A 15,910-nucleotide genomic window follows, 5' to 3' on the forward strand; every position below is an offset into this window, starting at 1 on the left:
GACCACACGAGGGGGTGAACCAACATCAAAGACGATGTTGACTTGGAGCAAGCGAACCACCCGGTAGCCGCCGCTACCCCGACCGGCGAGCTGCACAGCACCGCCCTGTGCAGGCGCCGCCTCGACAAGATGAGCGCCGAGAACGACCGGCACAAGCAGCTCATCGCCGCCCTGCTCGCCCGCATCCAAGGGCTGGAACAGCAGGTCGCCCGCTACACGCCGCCGCCGCAGGTGCGCGCCGAGATGGCCGTCCCCTCCGGGAGCATGCGGCCGGTGCTCGCCGCCGTCGACGGCCGCACCCTGGTGATCGTCGCCCCGCCCGGCGGGTTCGCCGACCCAGACGAGGCGTACGGGCGGATCGTCCACCACTACGCCGACGAGGCCCTCCCATGAGCCGCCACCGCCGCCGGCGGCGCAGGCAGTTACCGCCGCACATCGAGCGCAACGTCGCCAACGCCGACGCCCCTGCGGTCGCGCGGCGCCGCGATGACGGCGTCATCGTGGTCGACGTGGACGAGACGCTGCACGGGGCGGCTCGGGACGACGCCATCGCCGCAGCACTCGAACCGTTCGAGCAGGGCAGGCTCGCGCTGCTGCCGTGGATCGCGCTGCTGTGGGACGCGGCCGCGCGCCGCGTGAACGACTATCCGCGCACCGCGGCGGCGGTCGCCGGCGCGGGCACCGTCGCGGTGCTGGGCACGGCGGCGCTCACCGTCACCGGCACCCTGGAGGAGGAGAGGCGTCCCGTGGTGGCGGCGAAGATCACCCGGGTGGTGACCGTCACCCCGGCCGTGCCCGCCTCGTCTGGGCCGTCATGGTCGGACACCCCGGCGCCGTCGCGCACCACGGTCACGTCCCCCGCCGCCACCCCACCACCGAGCCGGGCCCAGTCCGCCGGGGACGGCGACCCGGAGCGCCCGCCACGCGCCATCGACCGCGAACGGGAAGAACCGGAGCCGTCCGCCAGCTCCTCCACCCGGCGGCCAGCCCCGCACACCTCGGCCGCCACGGCGCGGCCCCGCACCAGCCAGCCCGAGGCGCAGGCCGCGCAGGAGCCGGAGCCGCGCCGGTCGCAGGAGGCGCGGCCGGCACCGGCCAGATCGTCGCAGCCGCCGCCTACAGTGGACGAGCCCGACCAGCCTGCCCCCGAACCGCAGCCGGAACCGGCGCCTGAGCCGGAGCCGACGCGCGGCCCGGTGGTGGATGTGGAAGTCGGCGGAGACGACTGCCGCCTCGTCGACCTGGACGTGGGCGTCGGCGACCTGCTCGGCGCCGGCGTGTGCCTGTAAGGAGGAACCGTGCCGTCATACCGTCAACTCCCCTCAGGGAAGTGGCAGGCCACCGTCTACAAGCCGGACGGTAAGCGGGTGACGAAGTCGAACCGGCTCAAGTCGGTGGTCAAGGCGTGGGCCCTCGACCTGGAGGCCAGGTATGCGCGCGGCGAGGTGCGCGACCCGCGCGCCGGTGAGATCACCATCCGGGAGTGGTACGCCAAGTGCCTGGAGCTGGGCGGTGGCGAGCTGCCCACCCTGGACAAGCAGGGCAGCCTGTGGCGCACCCATTGCGAGCCGGTGTGGGGTGACTGGCCGGTGAAGGCGGTGACCCGCGACCAGGCGGTCGCATGGGCGAAGAGTCTGCGCTCCAAGCGGCGCGGCAACGCCAGCAAGAAGAGCGACGCGCCGGCGTCCCTGCTGAAGCCGCGGACCATCCACGACATCGCCTTCGTCATGACGGCGATCTACAAGATGGCGATGGAGGCCCGCCCTCCGCTCGTGGAGCATTCGCCGTTCGAGAAGCTGCCGCTGCCGACGATCGAGCCGGGCGAGGTCAAGTTCTATGAGCACCGGCAGGCGGACGCGCTGTACGCGGCGGTGGAGGCGCGCTCCGGCAGCCGGGCACGCCTGCTGGTCGAGCTCGGCATGGACGTCGGGATGCGGCAGGGCGAGATCTTCGGGTTGCACGCCGACCAGGTGGACGTGATCCGCCAGCAGATCGCGGTCGTGCACGTGATGACCCGGCACGGGCTGCGGCCGTACCCGAAGTCGCGGATGAGTCACAGGGTGGCGCCGGTGCCGCCGCCGATCATGGAGCGGTTGGCGCCGCTCGTCTCCGAGGCGGCGTGGGCGGCCGGGTGCACGTGTCCGACGATCCTTCGAAACGGCACCGTGCGGCCGGGCCGCGGTCCGTGCCCGGGGCTGATGTTCCCGGCGCCGGAGGGCGGCCCGATCGACGACGGTAACTGGCGGGACCGCGTCTGGTATCCGGCGGTGGCGCGGGCCCGCGTGTGCGGGCATCGGGCGGTGGAGGACTCACCGTGGGCCGATGAGACGCCGGGCTGCCGGCCGGACTCGTGCGATGTGGCGGCGCACCGGATCCCGCGCTGGTCTCCTCACGTGATGCGGCACACCGCGGCCAGCTGGTTGGTGCAGGCGGGCGTGAGCCTGTACGAGGTGCAGATGCTGCTCGGCCATGAGGACCCGCGCACTACGCAGCGTTACGCGCATCTGATGCCGGGGGCGCACGACGCGGTGCGCCGCGCGTGGGCTGCTCGTAGCGATCACGCACGTGTAACGCACGCCGTGCCGTAGAAAGCGGAAAACCCCCGGATTTGGATCTCTTCCGGGGGACTTTTCGCTGGTGGGCGATACTGGGATCGAACCAGTGACCTCTTCGGTGTGAACGAAGCGCTCTCCCGCTGAGCTAATCGCCCGCCCTCGTCGGCTTCCTTGCGGTGCCGACGTGGAAAACCATACCGCACTCCGGCAGCTACAGCGAACCGATTGCCCTCCGGGACGATCATGGACCCGGACGACCCGCCGGGGTGGCGGGTCAGAGGGATTCGGGTGAAACGCGGCGGTTGCCCATCGGCGCGGCGGGCGGGTGGCATACCATCGTCGTGTCCCGGATCCCTCCGGCCATGATCTTTTCGCGAGAAACGTTCATGGGAGGCGCGTCCGGGGCAGGCTCCACAGCACGCAAAACCCTTGTAAATACGACCCGATTGATGCCGTTTAGCCTGGTAGATGCCTAAATGTCCAGCTGTGATGTGCGTTACAGAAGGCCCTAGGAGCGGAATCTTTCCTACAGGTTTCTTCGTTCCGCGTCATAGCTCAGGACGAAGTCCGTCAGAGCAGTGAAAGCCCCGTAGAGGGGACCTACGACGAAAAGGTTTGGCTGACGATGAACAGCACCACCGTCTCCGCCGAGCTTGGCCTTCGGCTTGTGGTCCCCGACCGTACTACCGTCCCCCTGCTCGCCGGACTGAGTTACACAGCCGACGACCCGTACGCCATCCGCATGGCCTTCCACGTAGGGAACGACGAGCCGGTCGAGTGGATCTTTGCCCGCGAGTTGCTCACCGTGGGCATCGTGAGGCGTGTCGGCGACGGCGACGTGCAGGTGTGGCCCGCGCGCGCCGACGGCGAACGCACCCTGCACATCAGCCTCACATCGCCGTTCGGGCAGGCGCTCTTCGAAGTGCCGCTGGCCCCGCTGACCGAGTTCCTCCATCGGACCTACGAGAAGGTGCCCGCCGGGCGGGAGACCGACTACATGGATCTGGATGCCGAGCTGACCAACATGCTCTGGCCGTCCTGACCCTGGCCAGGGCAGCGGCAGGGTAGTCGTCCGGCGATCCCCGAGGGGGCCGGACACGTTTGTGCGAAGGGGAGGTTCCGCCCGGTGGCGGGGCCTCCCCGTCGTGTTCGGGCCCGGAGAGACCTCCTGTCACGGAAGGGATTCCCTGCCGTTGTTCGGGCCGAGAGGAACTTCCCGTCGCGTTCGGGCTGGGGAGCGACTCCCCGCCGCGTTCAAGCCAGCAGTGACTTCCCGCCGCGTTCAAGCCAGCAGTGACTTCCCGCCGCGTTCAGGCCGGAAGTGACTCCAGGACCTCGCGCATCCGGGCGATCTCGATGCTCTGCCCCGAATACACATCCTTGGCCATCATGCGCATGCGCTGATCACGCCCCCCGGCCAGCTGCTCCCCCGCCATCTTCACCGCCCCCTCATGATGCCTGGTCATGAGCTGCAGGAACAGCCGGTCGAAGGCCGCGCCTCGGGCCGCGCGCAGCGCGTTCAGCTCCTCCTGCGTCGCCATCCCGTAGCTCGCCCCCTGCGCGTGCCCGTGCCCCGCCGGGACCTGGCGGCCGAGCTCCGCCAGCCAGGCGGTCATGGCCTTGATCTCCGGCGTCTGCGCCGCCGAGATCTGGCGGGCGATCGCGCGGATGGACGCCGTCGTCGTCCGCGCCTCCACCAGGGACGTCATCTCCAGCGCCTGCCGGTGGTGCGGGATCATGCCCTCCACGAAGCGCACGTCCGAGGCGACCGTGGGGGACGGGGTCGGCCCGACGCGCTCCCCCGGTGTCGCCGTGCGGGCCGGCGCGCCTGGGCTGCCCGGCACGATGACCGGAGCCTGCGTGCCCACCGGCGATCGGTCCACCGGTTCGGTGGGTTGCTGGGAGCAGGCGGCAAGGGCAAATGTCCACATAACTGTGATGAAGACCGTACGCGGCCCATAACCTGCTGACATAGCTTCCATAGTGAGCTACGAGACAAAGGGGATGCGCGTTGATCTCTGCCAAGTTGCGCGGAGTGTTGCTGTGTACGGTGTTGTTCGTGGTCTCCGCGTGTGCCGCGGGGCCTGGCGCCACCGGTGAACCGACACCCGCGAGCCCGCAGGAGACCAGCGCTGCGGCCGGCACGCCCGCCACCTCGCCTTCGGGCGACGTGATGACGAGCGACAACGTGAAGCACGTCGCCAACATGCCGCTGACGGCTCCGTTCGACAGCGAGGGCGACCTAGGTACCGATCTTGCGTTCCAGGGCGACTACGCCTACGTGGGGAACTTCGGCGGGTTCTCGATCTACGACATCAGCAACCCGGCCAAGCCCCAGCTCGTCAGCCAGGTGTCCTGCCCGGCGCAACAGAATGACGTGACGATTTACCAGGATCTGCTGATCCTGTCGATAGACGAGCCGCGCGGCGGCCCCGAGTGCGACTCGGGCGACGAGCGGAACTGGGAAGGCCTGCGGATCTTCGACGTCAGCGACAAGAAGAGCCCGGAGTACGTGGGCGCGGTCCAGACCGACTGCGGCTCGCACACGCACACCATGGTGCCCGCCGGTGAGACGCTGTACGTGTACGTCTCCTCCCCCGGCCCCGAGCCCGACTCGCAGACCTGCCCGGCTCCGCACGAGCTCATCTCGATCGTGGAGGTGCCGGTGAAGTCGCCGGCGTCCGCCAAGGTCGTGGCGAAGCCGGACATCTTCCCCGAGCGGCAGCACTCCGACCTCGCCTCCGGCTGCCACGACATCACCGCCTACCCGGAGAAGAAGCTGGCCGCGGCCGCCTGCTTCGGTGACGGCGTGCTGCTCGACATCTCCGACCCGGTGCAGCCGAAGGTCCTCCAGCAGCTCACCGACTTGGAGAACTTCCAGATCTGGCACTCGGCGACGTTCAACAACGACGGCACGAAGATCGTCTTCAGCGACGAGCTGGGCGGCGGCGGCCAGGCCACCTGCGACCGCAACACGCCGGTCACCAAGGGCGCCAACGCCATCTACGACCTGGTCGACGGCAAGCTGGAGAGGCGGGGCTACTTCAAGATCCCCCGGGAGCAGCAGCCGAACGAGAACTGCGTGGCCCACAACGGCTCCCTGATCCCCGTGGACGGCAAGGACATCATGGTCCAGTCGTGGTACCAGGGCGGCGTCTCCATCTGGGACTTCACCGACTCGGCGAACCCCAAGGAGATCGGCTACTTCGAGCGCGGCCCGCACCAGGGCGGCGGCATCGCGGGCACCTGGTCGGCCTACTACTACAACGGCTACATCTACTCCAGCGACATGACGCAGGGCCTGGACGTCCTGGAGATCACCGACCCGCTGACCGATCCGGCCAAGCAGGTCAAGATGGACGACTTCAACGTCCAGACACAGAAGTCCTACTGAGTCCGGGCGACAGCAGCACCACCCCGGCCAACCGGACCGGCCCCCGTCACCGGTCCGGTTGACCGCCCCCGGCCGTCCAGCCTCCCGGGCGGCTGGGGTTGATGTGGCGGCGGGCGGTGCACCTGTCCCGTAGGTGCGCGATGGGCGTGCCGGGGTTCTGCCGGCGCCCGGCCGGTGGATCCGTGTCGCGCCGTCGCGCGACCGGGGTGCCCACTTCACCACCTGATCGGGCAACGTGCGCGCGTAACGGCGAGGTGGCGGTGAGGCGCGGCGGAGCGTCCCCCTGGAGGGCCGTCAGCACAGGACGGCGGGCGGCGCCCACCTGGCCTGCCGTAAACAAACACAAGCCCACTCACAACGGCGCAGCAGAACGCTCCGCAGCCACGCAGATCGCCGCCCCATCCAACACCACAGTGGTAGGCGAGATGCGCGCCCACGCCCATTCCACGGTGAGCTGGAAATCCGTTGCCGGCGGCAGCGGGAACAGCCACAAGGGCATCTGATAAAGCGTGTACGTCGCATCCCCCCGCGCCCCTCCCGGAAACCAGGAGAGGCTCGGCGGCGCGCACCGCCGATCATCGCCGGAAGCGACTTCCACCCCGTCCGGGTAACGCAGCGAGACGTGCAGCGACGTGCTCTCCTCGCCGGAGAACGCCGCGTCGAGGTGGACCGCCAGCCCGCGCGGGGCGGCGGCGTTACGTGCGAGGACGTCGAGGCCCAGCAGGCAGCCGACGTCGTACGCCTGGATCAGCGGCAGCAGGACGGCGAGTGCGGGAGTGCGTGCCAGCACGCGCTCCACGGTGACGATCGCGCCCATTCTTGAAATCGGCGGCACTGACGCACCGCCATCCCCACTCATAACGAAACTCACATCACGTTCGGGCGATTCTGCGCGAGCAGCGTAACGCCGCCTGCCGAAGCCCTGAAGCCGAACGCGGAAAATGTAGGGCGAATATAGGCCGCCCCCGGCCGCGGGTGGCCAGGGGGACCAGGAGGAACACGATCAGGGGTTCAGGTCGGCGGCCGAGCGTTCGGCGAAGATGCGCATGACCTTGGTGGTGATGGGACCGGGTGCGGCCGGCAGCTCGGTGTCGTCGACCAGCTTGATCGGCTGCACGTCGCGCGTGGTGGAGGTGAGGAACGCCTCCTCGGCCTCGTACAGCGCCGACAGCGGCACGTCGGCCTCCTCGCCGCCGCACCATTCGAGCACCAGCGCGCGGGTGACCCCGGCCAGGCAGCCGGAGGCGAGGGTGGGGGTGAGCAGGCGGCCGTCGCGGACGACGAAGATGTTGGAGCCGGTGCCCTCGCACAGGTTGCCCGCGAGGTTGCCGAAGATGGCCTCGCCGCCGCCGCGCCTCTTGGCGTGCAGCAGGGCCTTGGCGTTGTCGCCGTACGAGGTGCTCTTGACCCCCGCCAGGGCGCCGCGCTCGTTGCGCGGCCACGGGACGACGGCGACGTTCGCGGTGGCGGGGAACGGCTTCTGCTCGTCCACGATGACGACGGCGGTGGTGCCCTGGTCGCCGCGGTCGGAGCCGAGGGGGCCCGGGCCGCTGGTGTAGGTGACGCGGATGCGGCCCAGCGCCCAGGCGGGCGCGGCCTCCAGGAGCTTGGTGATGCCGTCGGCGATGGCGTCGACGTCGGGGTCGGGCAGGTCCATGCGCTGGGCCGAGAGGGTGAGCCGATCGAGGTGCCGGGTGAGCGCGAACGACTTGCCGTCCACGATCTTGATGGTCTCGAAGACGCCGTCGCCGACCATCAGCCCGTGGTCGAACACCGACACAGTGGCTAGAGCGGGGTCGATCAGCTCCCCGTTGACCCAGACAGGGATGTTCATTCAGTCTCCTCCTGTGGATGCCAGTGCGATGAGCCTGGCTGCTTTGAGCTCGGTCTCGAACCATTCGCGCCGGGGGTCGCTGCCCCAGGTGATGCCCGCTCCCGTGCCGAACCGGATCTCGCTGCCGGAGATCCAGAATGTTCTGATGCCTACGGCCAGCGCCGCCCTGCCTCGGTCGGCGTCGACCCAGCCCACGGCCCCACAGTACGGGCCGCGCGGGGCTGGTTCGAGCTCATTGATGATGCGCAGAGCGGACGATTTCGGCGCACCCGTGACGGATCCGGGCGGGAAAGTCGCCGCGAACAGCTCGGGCCAGCCCGCCCCCGGCGCCAGCCGGGCGCGCACGGTGGAGACGAGGTGGACGAGCCCGGGGTGCTCCTCGACCGCGCACAGCGACGGCACCTCGACCGAGCCGACGGCGGCCACCCTGCCGAGGTCGTTCCGGACGAGGTCGACGATCATGACGTTCTCGGCGTAGTCCTTCTCCAGCAGGTCGCCGGCGGTCGCGCCGGTGCCCTTGATGGGCCTGGACTCCACGACGTCGCCGTCACGTGACAGGTAGAGCTCGGGCGAGGCGGACACCACGCTCAGGCCGGGGACGTCGATGACCGCGGCGTACGGGGCGGGGTTGCCCGCCGCGAGCCTGGCCGCCAGGGCGAGCGGGTCGGCATCGGGCGGCACGGGGGCGGTCAGGATGCGGCACAGGTTCGCCTGGTAGACCTCGCCCCGCTCGATGTAGTCGCGGATGACCCGCACGCCGCGCTCGTACGCGGCCTGGTCGAGCGAGCTGTGCCACTGGCCGGGGCGGGGCCCGTGCCAGGGACCGGCGGACGCGGGCAGGGGCGACCTGCGCACCCGGTCGAACCGGGCGCACGTCACCTTGCCCTCGTAGTCGACCACGACGGCCCACCAGCCCTCTCCGTCGAGCGCGGCGAGGTCCGAGGTCACGTCGCGCAACCCGCTGGCGAGAAAGCCGCCTAAGTGGGCGAATCCGTCGTACACACCTCCCATTCTCCCAGCATCTCGACCAGCTCCAGCGCGGCGGGCAGTGGCGACTCGGGCAGGGCCGCGTAGACCTGGCGTGCGGGTGTCGTACCCCTGAGCGGTCTGAGCACCAGATCCGCCGGTACGGCCCGCGCCGCCAGCTCCGGCACCAGCGTCACCCCGAGCCCCGCCGCGACGAACCCGAACTTCCCCGACCATTCCGCCACCCGGGGCCCGCCGCGCGGCGTGAACCCGGCCGCCGCGCACGCCGTCACCAGCAGCGTCGGCTGGCCGCGCGGGGCGGCCTCGATCCAGCTCTCTCCCGCCAGGTCGCGCAGGTCCACGTCGGGCTCGCCGGCCAGCCGGTGGTGCGCGGGCAGCGCGACCAGCAGCCGGTCCTCGCGCAGCGGCACCGTGCGCGCCCCCTCCCCCGGCAGCCCCGCCGGGTAGTCGCTGATCACGGCCACGTCGAGCGCGCCCGAGTGCAGCAGCTCCATCAGCCGGGCGCTGAGCCCTTCGGTCAGCCGCAGCTCGACGCCGGGCCGCCGCGCCAGGAACCGTTTCAGCGTGCCCGGCAGCAGGTCGATGTTGGCCGTGGCGAACGAGCCCACCCGCAGGATCCCCCCGTGCCCCCGGTGGATGGCGGCCAGTTCCTCGCCCGCCCGGTCGAGCCGGTCGAGCACGGCGACGGCGTGCCGGTGCAGGGCCGCGCCCGCCGGTGTGAGCCGCACGCCGCGCGCCAGCCGCTCGAACAGCGGCCCGCCCGCGGCGCGTTCGAGCGCGGCGACGCGGCGGGAGACCGCCGACTGGGTGTAGCCGAGCAGCTCGGCGGCGGCCGTGAACGAGCCGCTCCTGGCGACCTCGTCGAAGAGCCGCAGCGCGCCGGTGTCGAAGGCATTCGTGTCAGGCATGGCTGCCATGCAATCTAGTCGGTGGTGGAATACCTCGCCAAGGTGTTCCATGAGGCGCGTGACTGCTCTTCTCGCAAAGATTGCCTTTCTCGGACAGGGACGCATGGGCGTCCCGATGGCCCGGCGGCTCGTCGAGGCCGGGCACGAGGTGACGACGTGGCGGCGCTCCGACGGCGTGCCGGTGGCGACGGCGGTGGACGGCGCGGACCTGGTCATCACGATGCTCAGCGATCCGGCCGCCGTGCGCGAGGTGCTGACGGCGGCGCTGCCGGGGCTGCGGCCGGGGGTGACGGTCGTGGAGATGTCCACGATCGGCCCCGAGGCGGTGCGCGGCCTGCGCGCGCTGCTCCCCGCCGAGGTCGGCCTGGTGGACGCGCCGGTGCTGGGCAGCGTGGGCCCCGCCGCCGACGGCACGCTGACCGTGCTGGCCGGTGGCGAGGTGACGGGGTGCCGTGAGGTGCTGTCGGTGTTCGGGCGGGTGCGCGAGTGCGGGCCGCCCGGGGCCGGCGCCGCCATGAAGCTCGCCGTGATGAACGCGCTGGTGCCCGCCCAGGTGCTGCTGGCCGAGACCTTCGCGTACGCCGGGGCGCACGGCGTGGACCGGGACGCGCTGACCGAGGTGCTGTCGGGCACCCCGCTGGGCACGCTGGCCGAGCGGCTGCGGGTGCCTGCGGAGCAGACCCGCTACTCGCTGGCCCACGCCGCCAAGGACCTGGAGCTGGGAACGTGGGACGGAGCGACGCTGGCCACGGCGGCGCGGGCGCGGTTGCAGGAGGCGCGGGCGGCGGGGCTCGGCGAGCGCGACCTGACCGCGATCGCCGGGCACGTGGGCGGCGGCGCCTCCCGGGCCGTGCCGCTCAACCCCGCCACGGTGCCCGCCACGAACGGCATGTACTCCCACGCCGTCCGCGTGGGAGACATGCTCTACGTCTCCGGCCAGGCCGCCTTCGACGAGCAGGGCGACCTCGTGGGCGAGGGCTCCATGGAGGCCCAGGCCGAGCACGTCTTCCAGGTCATCTCGCGGATCCTGGCCGATCAGGGCGCGACGTTCGAGGACATCGCGTTCATGCGGACGTATCTGACGAACATGGACGATCGGGTCGCGTACGGGCGGGTGCGCAGGAAGTACATCACCGGCACGCCCCCGGCCAGCACGACCGTCGAGGTGTCGAGGCTGTTCATGCCGGGGCTGCTGCTGGAGGTGGACCTGATCGTCGCGCTGCGAGCCTAGGCGAGGGGGCCGGTGACCGTCTCCGCCGCCGCGACCACGCCGCCCTCGGCCACCAGGCGTACGGCGGAGTCGATCTCCGGCGCCAGGAAGCGGTCGGGGCCCGGCGCGGGCACGGTCTCGCGCAGCGCCCTGAGCACGGCCGCCGTGGCGGGCGCGGGCTCCAGCGGGGCGCGCAGGTCGAGGGCGCGGGCGGCGGTGAGCACCTCGACGGCCAGCACCCGGGTGAGCCCGTCGACGGACTTGCGCAGCTTTCGGGCCGCCGACCAGCCCATGGAGACGTGGTCCTCCTGCATGGCGGAGGACGGGATGGAGTCCACGCTGGCGGGCACGGCCAGGCGCTTCAGCTCCGAGACGATGGCCGCCTGGGTGTACTGGGCGATCATGTGGCCGGAGTCCACGCCGGGGTCGTCGGCCAGGAAGGCGGGCAGCCCGTGGTTGCGGGCCACGTCCAGGAAGCGGTCGGTGCGCCGCTCGGACATCGAGGCCAGGTCGGCGGCCACGACCGCGAGGAAGTCCAGCACGTACGCCAGGGGCGCGCCGTGGAAGTTGCCGTTCGACTCCACGCGCCCGTCGGCCAGCACGGCCGGGTTGTCGATGGCGCTGGCCAGCTCCCGCCCGGCCACGGTGGCGGCGTGCGCGATCGTGTCGCGGGCGGCGCCGGCGACCTGGGGCGCGCAGCGCAGCGAGTAGGCGTCCTGGACGCGGGTGCAGGCCGCCGGGTCGCGGTGGCTGGCCATGATCCCGGAGTCGCGCAGCACCTTCGTCATGTTCGCGGCGGACAGCGCCTGGCCCGGGTGCGGCCGCAGCGCCTGCAGCTCGGGGGCGAACACGCGGTCGGTGCCGAGCAGCGCCTCCACGCTCATCGCGGCGCTCACGTCGGCGGTCCTGACGAGCCTGGTGAGGTCGTCGATGGCCAGGATCAGCATGCCGAGCATGCCGTCCGTGCCGTTGATCAGCGCCAGGCCCTCCTTGGCGGCCAGCTCGACCGGGTCGATTTTGGCCTGCTTGAGCGCCTCGGCCGCCGGCTGCACGGTGCCGGAGGCGTCCCGTACGACGCCCTCGCCCATGAGGGTGAGCGCCACGTGGGCCAGCGGCGCCAGGTCGCCCGAGCAGCCGAGGCTGCCGTACTCGTGCACGATCGGGGTGATGCCCGCGCTGATCAGCGCGGCGAGGGTCTTGGCCGTGGTCGGCCTGATGCCGGTGTGGCCGGTCGCGAGCGTGCTGAGCCGCAGCAGCATCAGCGCGCGCACCACCTCGGTCTCCACCTCGGGGCCGCTGCCCGCCGCGTGCGAGCGCACCAGCGAGCGCTGGAGCTGGGCGCGCAGCGCCGGGTCGATGTGCCGCGTGGCCAGCGCGCCGAACCCGGTCGAGATGCCGTACGCCGGCACCGGGCTCTCGGCCAGCTCGTTGACCCGCTGGCGGGCCGCCGCGATGGCGGCGATGGCGTCGTCGGTGAGCTGGACGGGGGCTCCGTGGCGGGCCACCCTGATGACGTCGTCGAAGGTCAGTGGCTCCGGACCGACGTTCACGACTCCGTTGTCGCGCATGGTGCGTCTCTCTCGTTCAGGTAACCGGCGTAACCGATGTTAGCCCCTTACCGGAGAACAGTTCCGCCAGCCCCTCCCTGCCCTCGTCGGTGAGGACCACCGCCCTGGGCACGCTCCCCCTCCGGTACCAGCCGCGTTCGAACAGCACCTCCGTGATCGCCGCCCCGAGCGCGCCGCCGAGGTGCGCCCGGCGCTCGGTCCAGTCAAGGCACTCGGGCGCGAAGCGCCGCCTGGACCGGCGCGCGCCCGCCACGTCCACACCGAGCCGCGACAGCAACCGCTCCCCCGCCTGCGTCACGTCGTGGCCGTCGTAGTAGCCGCCCTCCTTGAGCCGGTCGAGCAGCCCGACCCCGGCCCGCCCGGCGAGGTGGTCGTAGCAGGTGCGGGCCTCCTCCAGCTGCCTGGCCTGCCGCGACTGGCGCAGGGAGCGCACCGGCGGGCGGGCGCTGATCCGCGCCAGCACCTCCAGCACCTCGGCGATCTCGTGCCCGGCCAGGCGGTAGTAGCGGTGGCGGCCCTGGCGCACGACGTCCACCAGCCCGCCGTCGAGCAGCTTGGCCAGGTGGGCGCTCGCGGTGGCGGCGCTGACCCCGGACATCCTGGCCAGCTCCCCCGCCGCCAGCGCCCGCCCGCCGAGCAGCGCCGTCAGGATCGCGGCCCGGGTGGGGTCGGCGATCAGCGCGGCGACGGGAGCGATGTCGGCGTCCCTGGCGATGTGTTCCATGCCTGTGACGCTAGTACGGCGACCTTTCGACGGGCGTCGAAGGGTCAGCGTTTGCCGAGCGCCTTCCTGATCAGGTCGCGGGCCCGGTCCATGACCACGAGCGGCGGGCCCATGAGCAGGTTCCTGGTCGCGGACTCCGTGCCGGGGTGCGGGCGGGTCGGCGCGAGCGTCTCGGCCGCGCGTACCGCCGCCGCCATCGCCCGCCGCTCCGCGACGGAGGTCTGCGCGCGCAGCCGGGCGAACTCGTAGCGCTCCTCGCTGCGGGCGTGCGCGGACACGGCGGTACGCAGCGCCGCCAGGCCGTCCCAGAACTGGGGGTGGTCCACGCCGCTCCTGTGCAGGTCGAGCAGGAGGCGCTTGGCCCTGTTCTCCTCGGTCAGCCGGTCCGCCACCACGCCCCGGCCGTTGTCGAGCTTTCTGCGCGCGTACGGGTGGACGATCTCCTCCTCGGCCGTCTCGTGCACGGACAACATGCGCGTCAGCCGGTCGAAGGCCGCCTCCACCTTGTCCGGAGGCGCCTGCTCCACCTCGTCGAACAGATCCCTGATCCGGCCGTGCTGGGCCATCAGGAGCTCGATGACATCTTGTTCAGCCACGTCAGCGCCCGTACCCCGGCCCGCCCCCGGCACGCGCCGCGTTACCGAACCAGGACCGAACGCGGAGGTTGCCCGTATGTGCCCCGGGTACGCGCAGCGACATGGCCTTCGACCCACTCCAGCAGCGGGGCATCCCGCTGGACGAGCAGCTGCGCGACTGGCGGGAGCTGAACGTCACGCCGATCGACCCGGACCACGCCGACCCGTACACGCGGTGCCGGATCATCACCATGAACGGCATCGAGACCGAGGCGATCCTGTTCAGCCACCAGCTCGCCCGGCACTGCCCGGACCCGGAGATCAAGCAGCGGCTCGCCCGCGTGCGTTACATCGAGGCCCAGCAGCAGAAGACGGTGAACTGGCTGCTGCCGGGGTCGTCGTCGGTGCTGGAGACGACGATCGCCTACGAGCAGGTGGCGGTGGACCTGACCGCCTGGGTGGCGCGGATGGAGCCGGACTCCTACCTGCGCCAGGCCTACCAGTTCGGCGTCCTGGAGGACTTCGACCATCTCTACCGCTACGCCAACCTCTACGAGATGATCGAGCACCGCAAGGCCGAGAAGATCGTGGACGGGCTGACCGAGGTGATGCCGGGCCGGCCCACGTACCTGCACCACCGCGATCCCCTCGACAACGTGCGCCAGCCCTACGACCGCAGCGTCACCGAGCCGCTGTCCCGGCTGCACGCCCTGACGATCATGTCGGCCGAGCAGCAGACCATGAACTTCTACATGAACGTCGGCCCGACGTACATGGAGCCGATCGCCCGGCAGCTCTACCAGGAGATCGGCATGGTCGAGGAGGAGCACGTCACCCACTACGAGTCACTGGTCGACCCGGGCGAGAGCCTGTGGGAGCAGCTGCTCAACCACGAGTACAACGAGTGCTACCTCTACTACTCCTTCATGGAGACCGAGTCCGACCCCAAGGTGAGGAACATCTGGGAGCTGCACCTGAACATGGAGCTGGAGCACCTGCGGCTGGCGGCCGAGCTGTTCCAGCGGTTCGACGGGCGCGATCCCGACCAGGTGCTCGCTCCCGCGCTGCCGCCGCCGGTGACGTTCGAGCCGAACAAGGGGTACATCCGGGAGCTGCTCGCCACCCAAATCGACTGCACCACCCTGGGCACGGGGTACGTCAAGGAGGCGCACGAGCGCTTCACCCGCATGCAGGAGGCTGTGATGGCCGGGGAGAAGCCGGCGTCCGAGCGGGTCATCGACGACAACCGGGCGATCTCCGGGCGCGAGTACCGGCTGGAGACGGAGGGGCCGCATCCGGCCGGTCTCCAGCTCAGCCGCTGAGCCGGAGGAGCCGCGTCCGGCGGGCCTGCGGCTCGGTCGCTGATCGCGGGCGGTTAGAGTGCGGCATCATGACAACAGTCGCGCTCGTCACCGGCGCCTCGCGCGGCCTCGGGGCCGCCATCGCCCGCAGGCTGGCCGCCGACGGCCTGGCCGTGGCCGTCAACTACCGCTCCGACCGGGCCGGGGCCGAGCAGGTGGTGGATTCCGTCCGTACGGCGGGCGGGGTCGCGGAGGCGTTCGCCGCCGACATCACGGACGAGACCGCCGTCCAGACCCTGATCGCGACCGTCACCGAACGGCTCGGCCCGGTCGGGGTGCTGGTGGCCAACGCGACCGGTCCGCAGCCGACCGCCCCGGTCGAGGACCTCACCTGGCAGGCGCACCTCGACCAGCTCACGTTCTTCGTCAAGAGCCCGACGCTGCTCGTGCAGGCGGTGCTGCCCGGCATGCGCGAGCTGGGCGGCGGCCGCGTCATCCAGATCGGCTCCGACATCGTGGACCGCAAGCTGCCCGACACCTCCGCCTACACCGCCGCCAAGGCCGCCCAGCACGCCCTCACCGAGGTGTGGTCCAGGGAGCTGGGCCGCCACGGCATCACGGTGAACGTGGTCGCGCCGGGCTGGATCCCGGTGGAGCGGCACGAGGGCCTGGACGAGAGCGCGTACCTGGAGGAGGTGCCGCTGAGGCGGATGGGCACGCCGGAGGACGTGGCGGCGGCGGTGTCGTACCTCGCCTCCGAGGGCGGCGCGTTCGTCACCGGCCAGCGCGTCACCGTCAACGGCGGGCACACGTGACCTGGGCGGGCGTATTCCAGTTTGGGTACTCGGCCAGGA

The 15,910-nt window shown here is 71.3% G+C and carries 16 protein-coding genes and 1 tRNA gene; 8 read left to right on the forward strand and 9 right to left on the reverse strand.

Going from position 1 to position 15,910, the window contains the following annotated elements; genetic code table 11:
* Positions 1-42: 42 nt before the first annotated feature.
* Genes LCN96_RS37705 through LCN96_RS37715 form a run of 3 tightly spaced genes read left to right on the forward strand, consistent with a single transcriptional unit; the run spans position 43 to position 2,588 of the window.
* Complete coding sequence (locus LCN96_RS37705) at positions 43-393, forward strand: hypothetical protein (protein ID WP_225267208.1); 351 nt, start codon at positions 43-45, stop codon at positions 391-393.
* Entirely contained in the window at positions 390-1,289 is a 900-nt protein-coding gene (locus LCN96_RS37710; RefSeq protein ID WP_225267209.1) for a hypothetical protein, read from the forward strand. Before LCN96_RS37705 ends, LCN96_RS37710 begins: the two co-directional genes overlap by 4 nt.
* 9 nt (positions 1,290-1,298) lie before the next feature.
* A complete protein-coding gene (locus LCN96_RS37715) occupies positions 1,299-2,588 on the forward strand; it encodes a tyrosine-type recombinase/integrase (protein WP_225267210.1) in 1,290 nt (429 codons plus the stop codon).
* A 47-nt stretch (positions 2,589-2,635) separates the two neighbouring features.
* Here LCN96_RS37715 and LCN96_RS37720 read toward each other — a convergent pair.
* Positions 2,636-2,710 (reverse strand) — tRNA-Val (locus LCN96_RS37720).
* A gap of 470 nt (positions 2,711-3,180) precedes the next feature.
* On the opposite strand from LCN96_RS37720, the gene LCN96_RS37725 reads away from it, so the two are divergent.
* On the forward strand, positions 3,181-3,597 hold the full coding sequence (locus tag LCN96_RS37725) for an SsgA family sporulation/cell division regulator (RefSeq protein ID WP_103958541.1): 417 nt from the start codon (positions 3,181-3,183) through the stop codon (positions 3,595-3,597).
* Between the two features lie 268 nt (positions 3,598-3,865).
* Here the strand turns inward: LCN96_RS37725 and LCN96_RS37730 are convergent, their stop codons facing one another.
* The gene (locus LCN96_RS37730; RefSeq protein WP_225267211.1) at positions 3,866-4,423 is read right to left on the reverse strand and encodes a DUF305 domain-containing protein; all 558 of its coding nucleotides are present in this window, start codon (positions 4,421-4,423) and stop codon (positions 3,866-3,868) included.
* A gap of 191 nt (positions 4,424-4,614) precedes the next feature.
* On the opposite strand from LCN96_RS37730, the gene LCN96_RS37735 reads away from it, so the two are divergent.
* Positions 4,615-5,949, forward strand: coding sequence for an LVIVD repeat-containing protein (locus LCN96_RS37735; RefSeq protein WP_225267212.1), 1,335 nt, complete (start codon positions 4,615-4,617; stop codon positions 5,947-5,949).
* Between the two features lie 352 nt (positions 5,950-6,301).
* Here LCN96_RS37735 and LCN96_RS37740 read toward each other — a convergent pair whose 3' ends face one another.
* The 4 genes from LCN96_RS37740 to LCN96_RS37755 form a co-directional block, all read right to left on the reverse strand.
* Positions 6,302-6,766, reverse strand: a complete 465-nt coding sequence (locus LCN96_RS37740; RefSeq protein ID WP_225267213.1) for a hypothetical protein — start codon at positions 6,764-6,766, stop codon at positions 6,302-6,304.
* Between the two features lie 186 nt (positions 6,767-6,952).
* On the reverse strand, positions 6,953-7,783 hold the full coding sequence (locus tag LCN96_RS37745; RefSeq protein WP_225267214.1) for an aminotransferase class IV: 831 nt from the start codon (positions 7,781-7,783) through the stop codon (positions 6,953-6,955).
* Positions 7,784-8,731, reverse strand: a complete 948-nt coding sequence (locus tag LCN96_RS37750; protein WP_225267215.1) for a chorismate-binding protein — start codon at positions 8,729-8,731, stop codon at positions 7,784-7,786. It abuts the gene before it with no gap.
* A 29-nt stretch (positions 8,732-8,760) separates the two neighbouring features.
* The gene (locus LCN96_RS37755; protein WP_225267216.1) at positions 8,761-9,678 is read right to left on the reverse strand and encodes a LysR family transcriptional regulator; all 918 of its coding nucleotides are present in this window, start codon (positions 9,676-9,678) and stop codon (positions 8,761-8,763) included.
* A gap of 49 nt (positions 9,679-9,727) precedes the next feature.
* On the opposite strand from LCN96_RS37755, the gene LCN96_RS37760 reads away from it, so the two are divergent.
* Positions 9,728-10,909: a Rid family hydrolase gene (locus LCN96_RS37760; protein ID WP_225267217.1), complete on the forward strand. Its 1,182-nt coding sequence runs from the start codon at positions 9,728-9,730 to the stop codon at positions 10,907-10,909.
* Here LCN96_RS37760 and hutH read toward each other — a convergent pair.
* From hutH to LCN96_RS37775, 3 genes are read right to left on the reverse strand one after another with little or no spacing between them, the layout of a single operon-like run.
* Entirely contained in the window at positions 10,906-12,456 is a 1,551-nt protein-coding gene (gene hutH / locus LCN96_RS37765; RefSeq protein WP_225267218.1) for a histidine ammonia-lyase, read from the reverse strand. The genes LCN96_RS37760 and hutH overlap by 4 nt on opposite strands.
* Positions 12,457-12,472: 16 nt before the next feature.
* Positions 12,473-13,180, reverse strand: a complete 708-nt coding sequence (locus LCN96_RS37770; RefSeq protein ID WP_225267219.1) for an ArsR/SmtB family transcription factor — start codon at positions 13,178-13,180, stop codon at positions 12,473-12,475.
* A gap of 44 nt (positions 13,181-13,224) precedes the next feature.
* Positions 13,225-13,776: a hemerythrin domain-containing protein gene (locus tag LCN96_RS37775; RefSeq protein ID WP_225267220.1), complete on the reverse strand. Its 552-nt coding sequence runs from the start codon at positions 13,774-13,776 to the stop codon at positions 13,225-13,227.
* Positions 13,777-13,877: 101 nt separating this feature from the next.
* Here LCN96_RS37775 and LCN96_RS37780 point away from each other — a divergent pair, with 101 nt between their 5' ends.
* Together LCN96_RS37780 and LCN96_RS37785 are read left to right on the forward strand one after the other, a co-directional pair.
* A complete protein-coding gene (locus tag LCN96_RS37780) occupies positions 13,878-15,077 on the forward strand; it encodes a ferritin-like domain-containing protein (RefSeq protein ID WP_225267221.1) in 1,200 nt (399 codons plus the stop codon).
* A gap of 68 nt (positions 15,078-15,145) precedes the next feature.
* Entirely contained in the window at positions 15,146-15,871 is a 726-nt protein-coding gene (locus LCN96_RS37785; RefSeq protein WP_225267222.1) for an SDR family NAD(P)-dependent oxidoreductase, read from the forward strand.
* Positions 15,872-15,910 lie beyond the last annotated feature (39 nt).

It is taken from the genome of Nonomuraea gerenzanensis (genome assembly GCF_020215645.1).
Taxonomy (GTDB): Bacteria; Actinomycetota; Actinomycetes; order Streptosporangiales; family Streptosporangiaceae; genus Nonomuraea; species Nonomuraea gerenzanensis.

Coding starts and splice junctions, on each gene's coding strand:
- LCN96_RS37710 (WP_225267209.1), top strand. CDS start 390: ATGAGCCGCCACCGCCGCCGGCGGCGCAGGCAGTTACCGCCGCACATC.
- LCN96_RS37725 (WP_103958541.1), top strand. CDS start 3,181: ATGAACAGCACCACCGTCTCCGCCGAGCTTGGCCTTCGGCTTGTGGTC.
- LCN96_RS37740 (WP_225267213.1), bottom strand. CDS start 6,766: ATGGGCGCGATCGTCACCGTGGAGCGCGTGCTGGCACGCACTCCCGCA.
- LCN96_RS37745 (WP_225267214.1), bottom strand. CDS start 7,783: ATGAACATCCCTGTCTGGGTCAACGGGGAGCTGATCGACCCCGCTCTA.
- LCN96_RS37755 (WP_225267216.1), bottom strand. CDS start 9,678: ATGCCTGACACGAATGCCTTCGACACCGGCGCGCTGCGGCTCTTCGAC.
- LCN96_RS37760 (WP_225267217.1), top strand. CDS start 9,728: ATGAGGCGCGTGACTGCTCTTCTCGCAAAGATTGCCTTTCTCGGACAG.
- hutH (WP_225267218.1), bottom strand. CDS start 12,456: ATGCGCGACAACGGAGTCGTGAACGTCGGTCCGGAGCCACTGACCTTC.
- LCN96_RS37770 (WP_225267219.1), bottom strand. CDS start 13,180: ATGGAACACATCGCCAGGGACGCCGACATCGCTCCCGTCGCCGCGCTG.
- LCN96_RS37780 (WP_225267221.1), top strand. CDS start 13,878: ATGGCCTTCGACCCACTCCAGCAGCGGGGCATCCCGCTGGACGAGCAG.
- LCN96_RS37785 (WP_225267222.1), top strand. CDS start 15,146: ATGACAACAGTCGCGCTCGTCACCGGCGCCTCGCGCGGCCTCGGGGCC.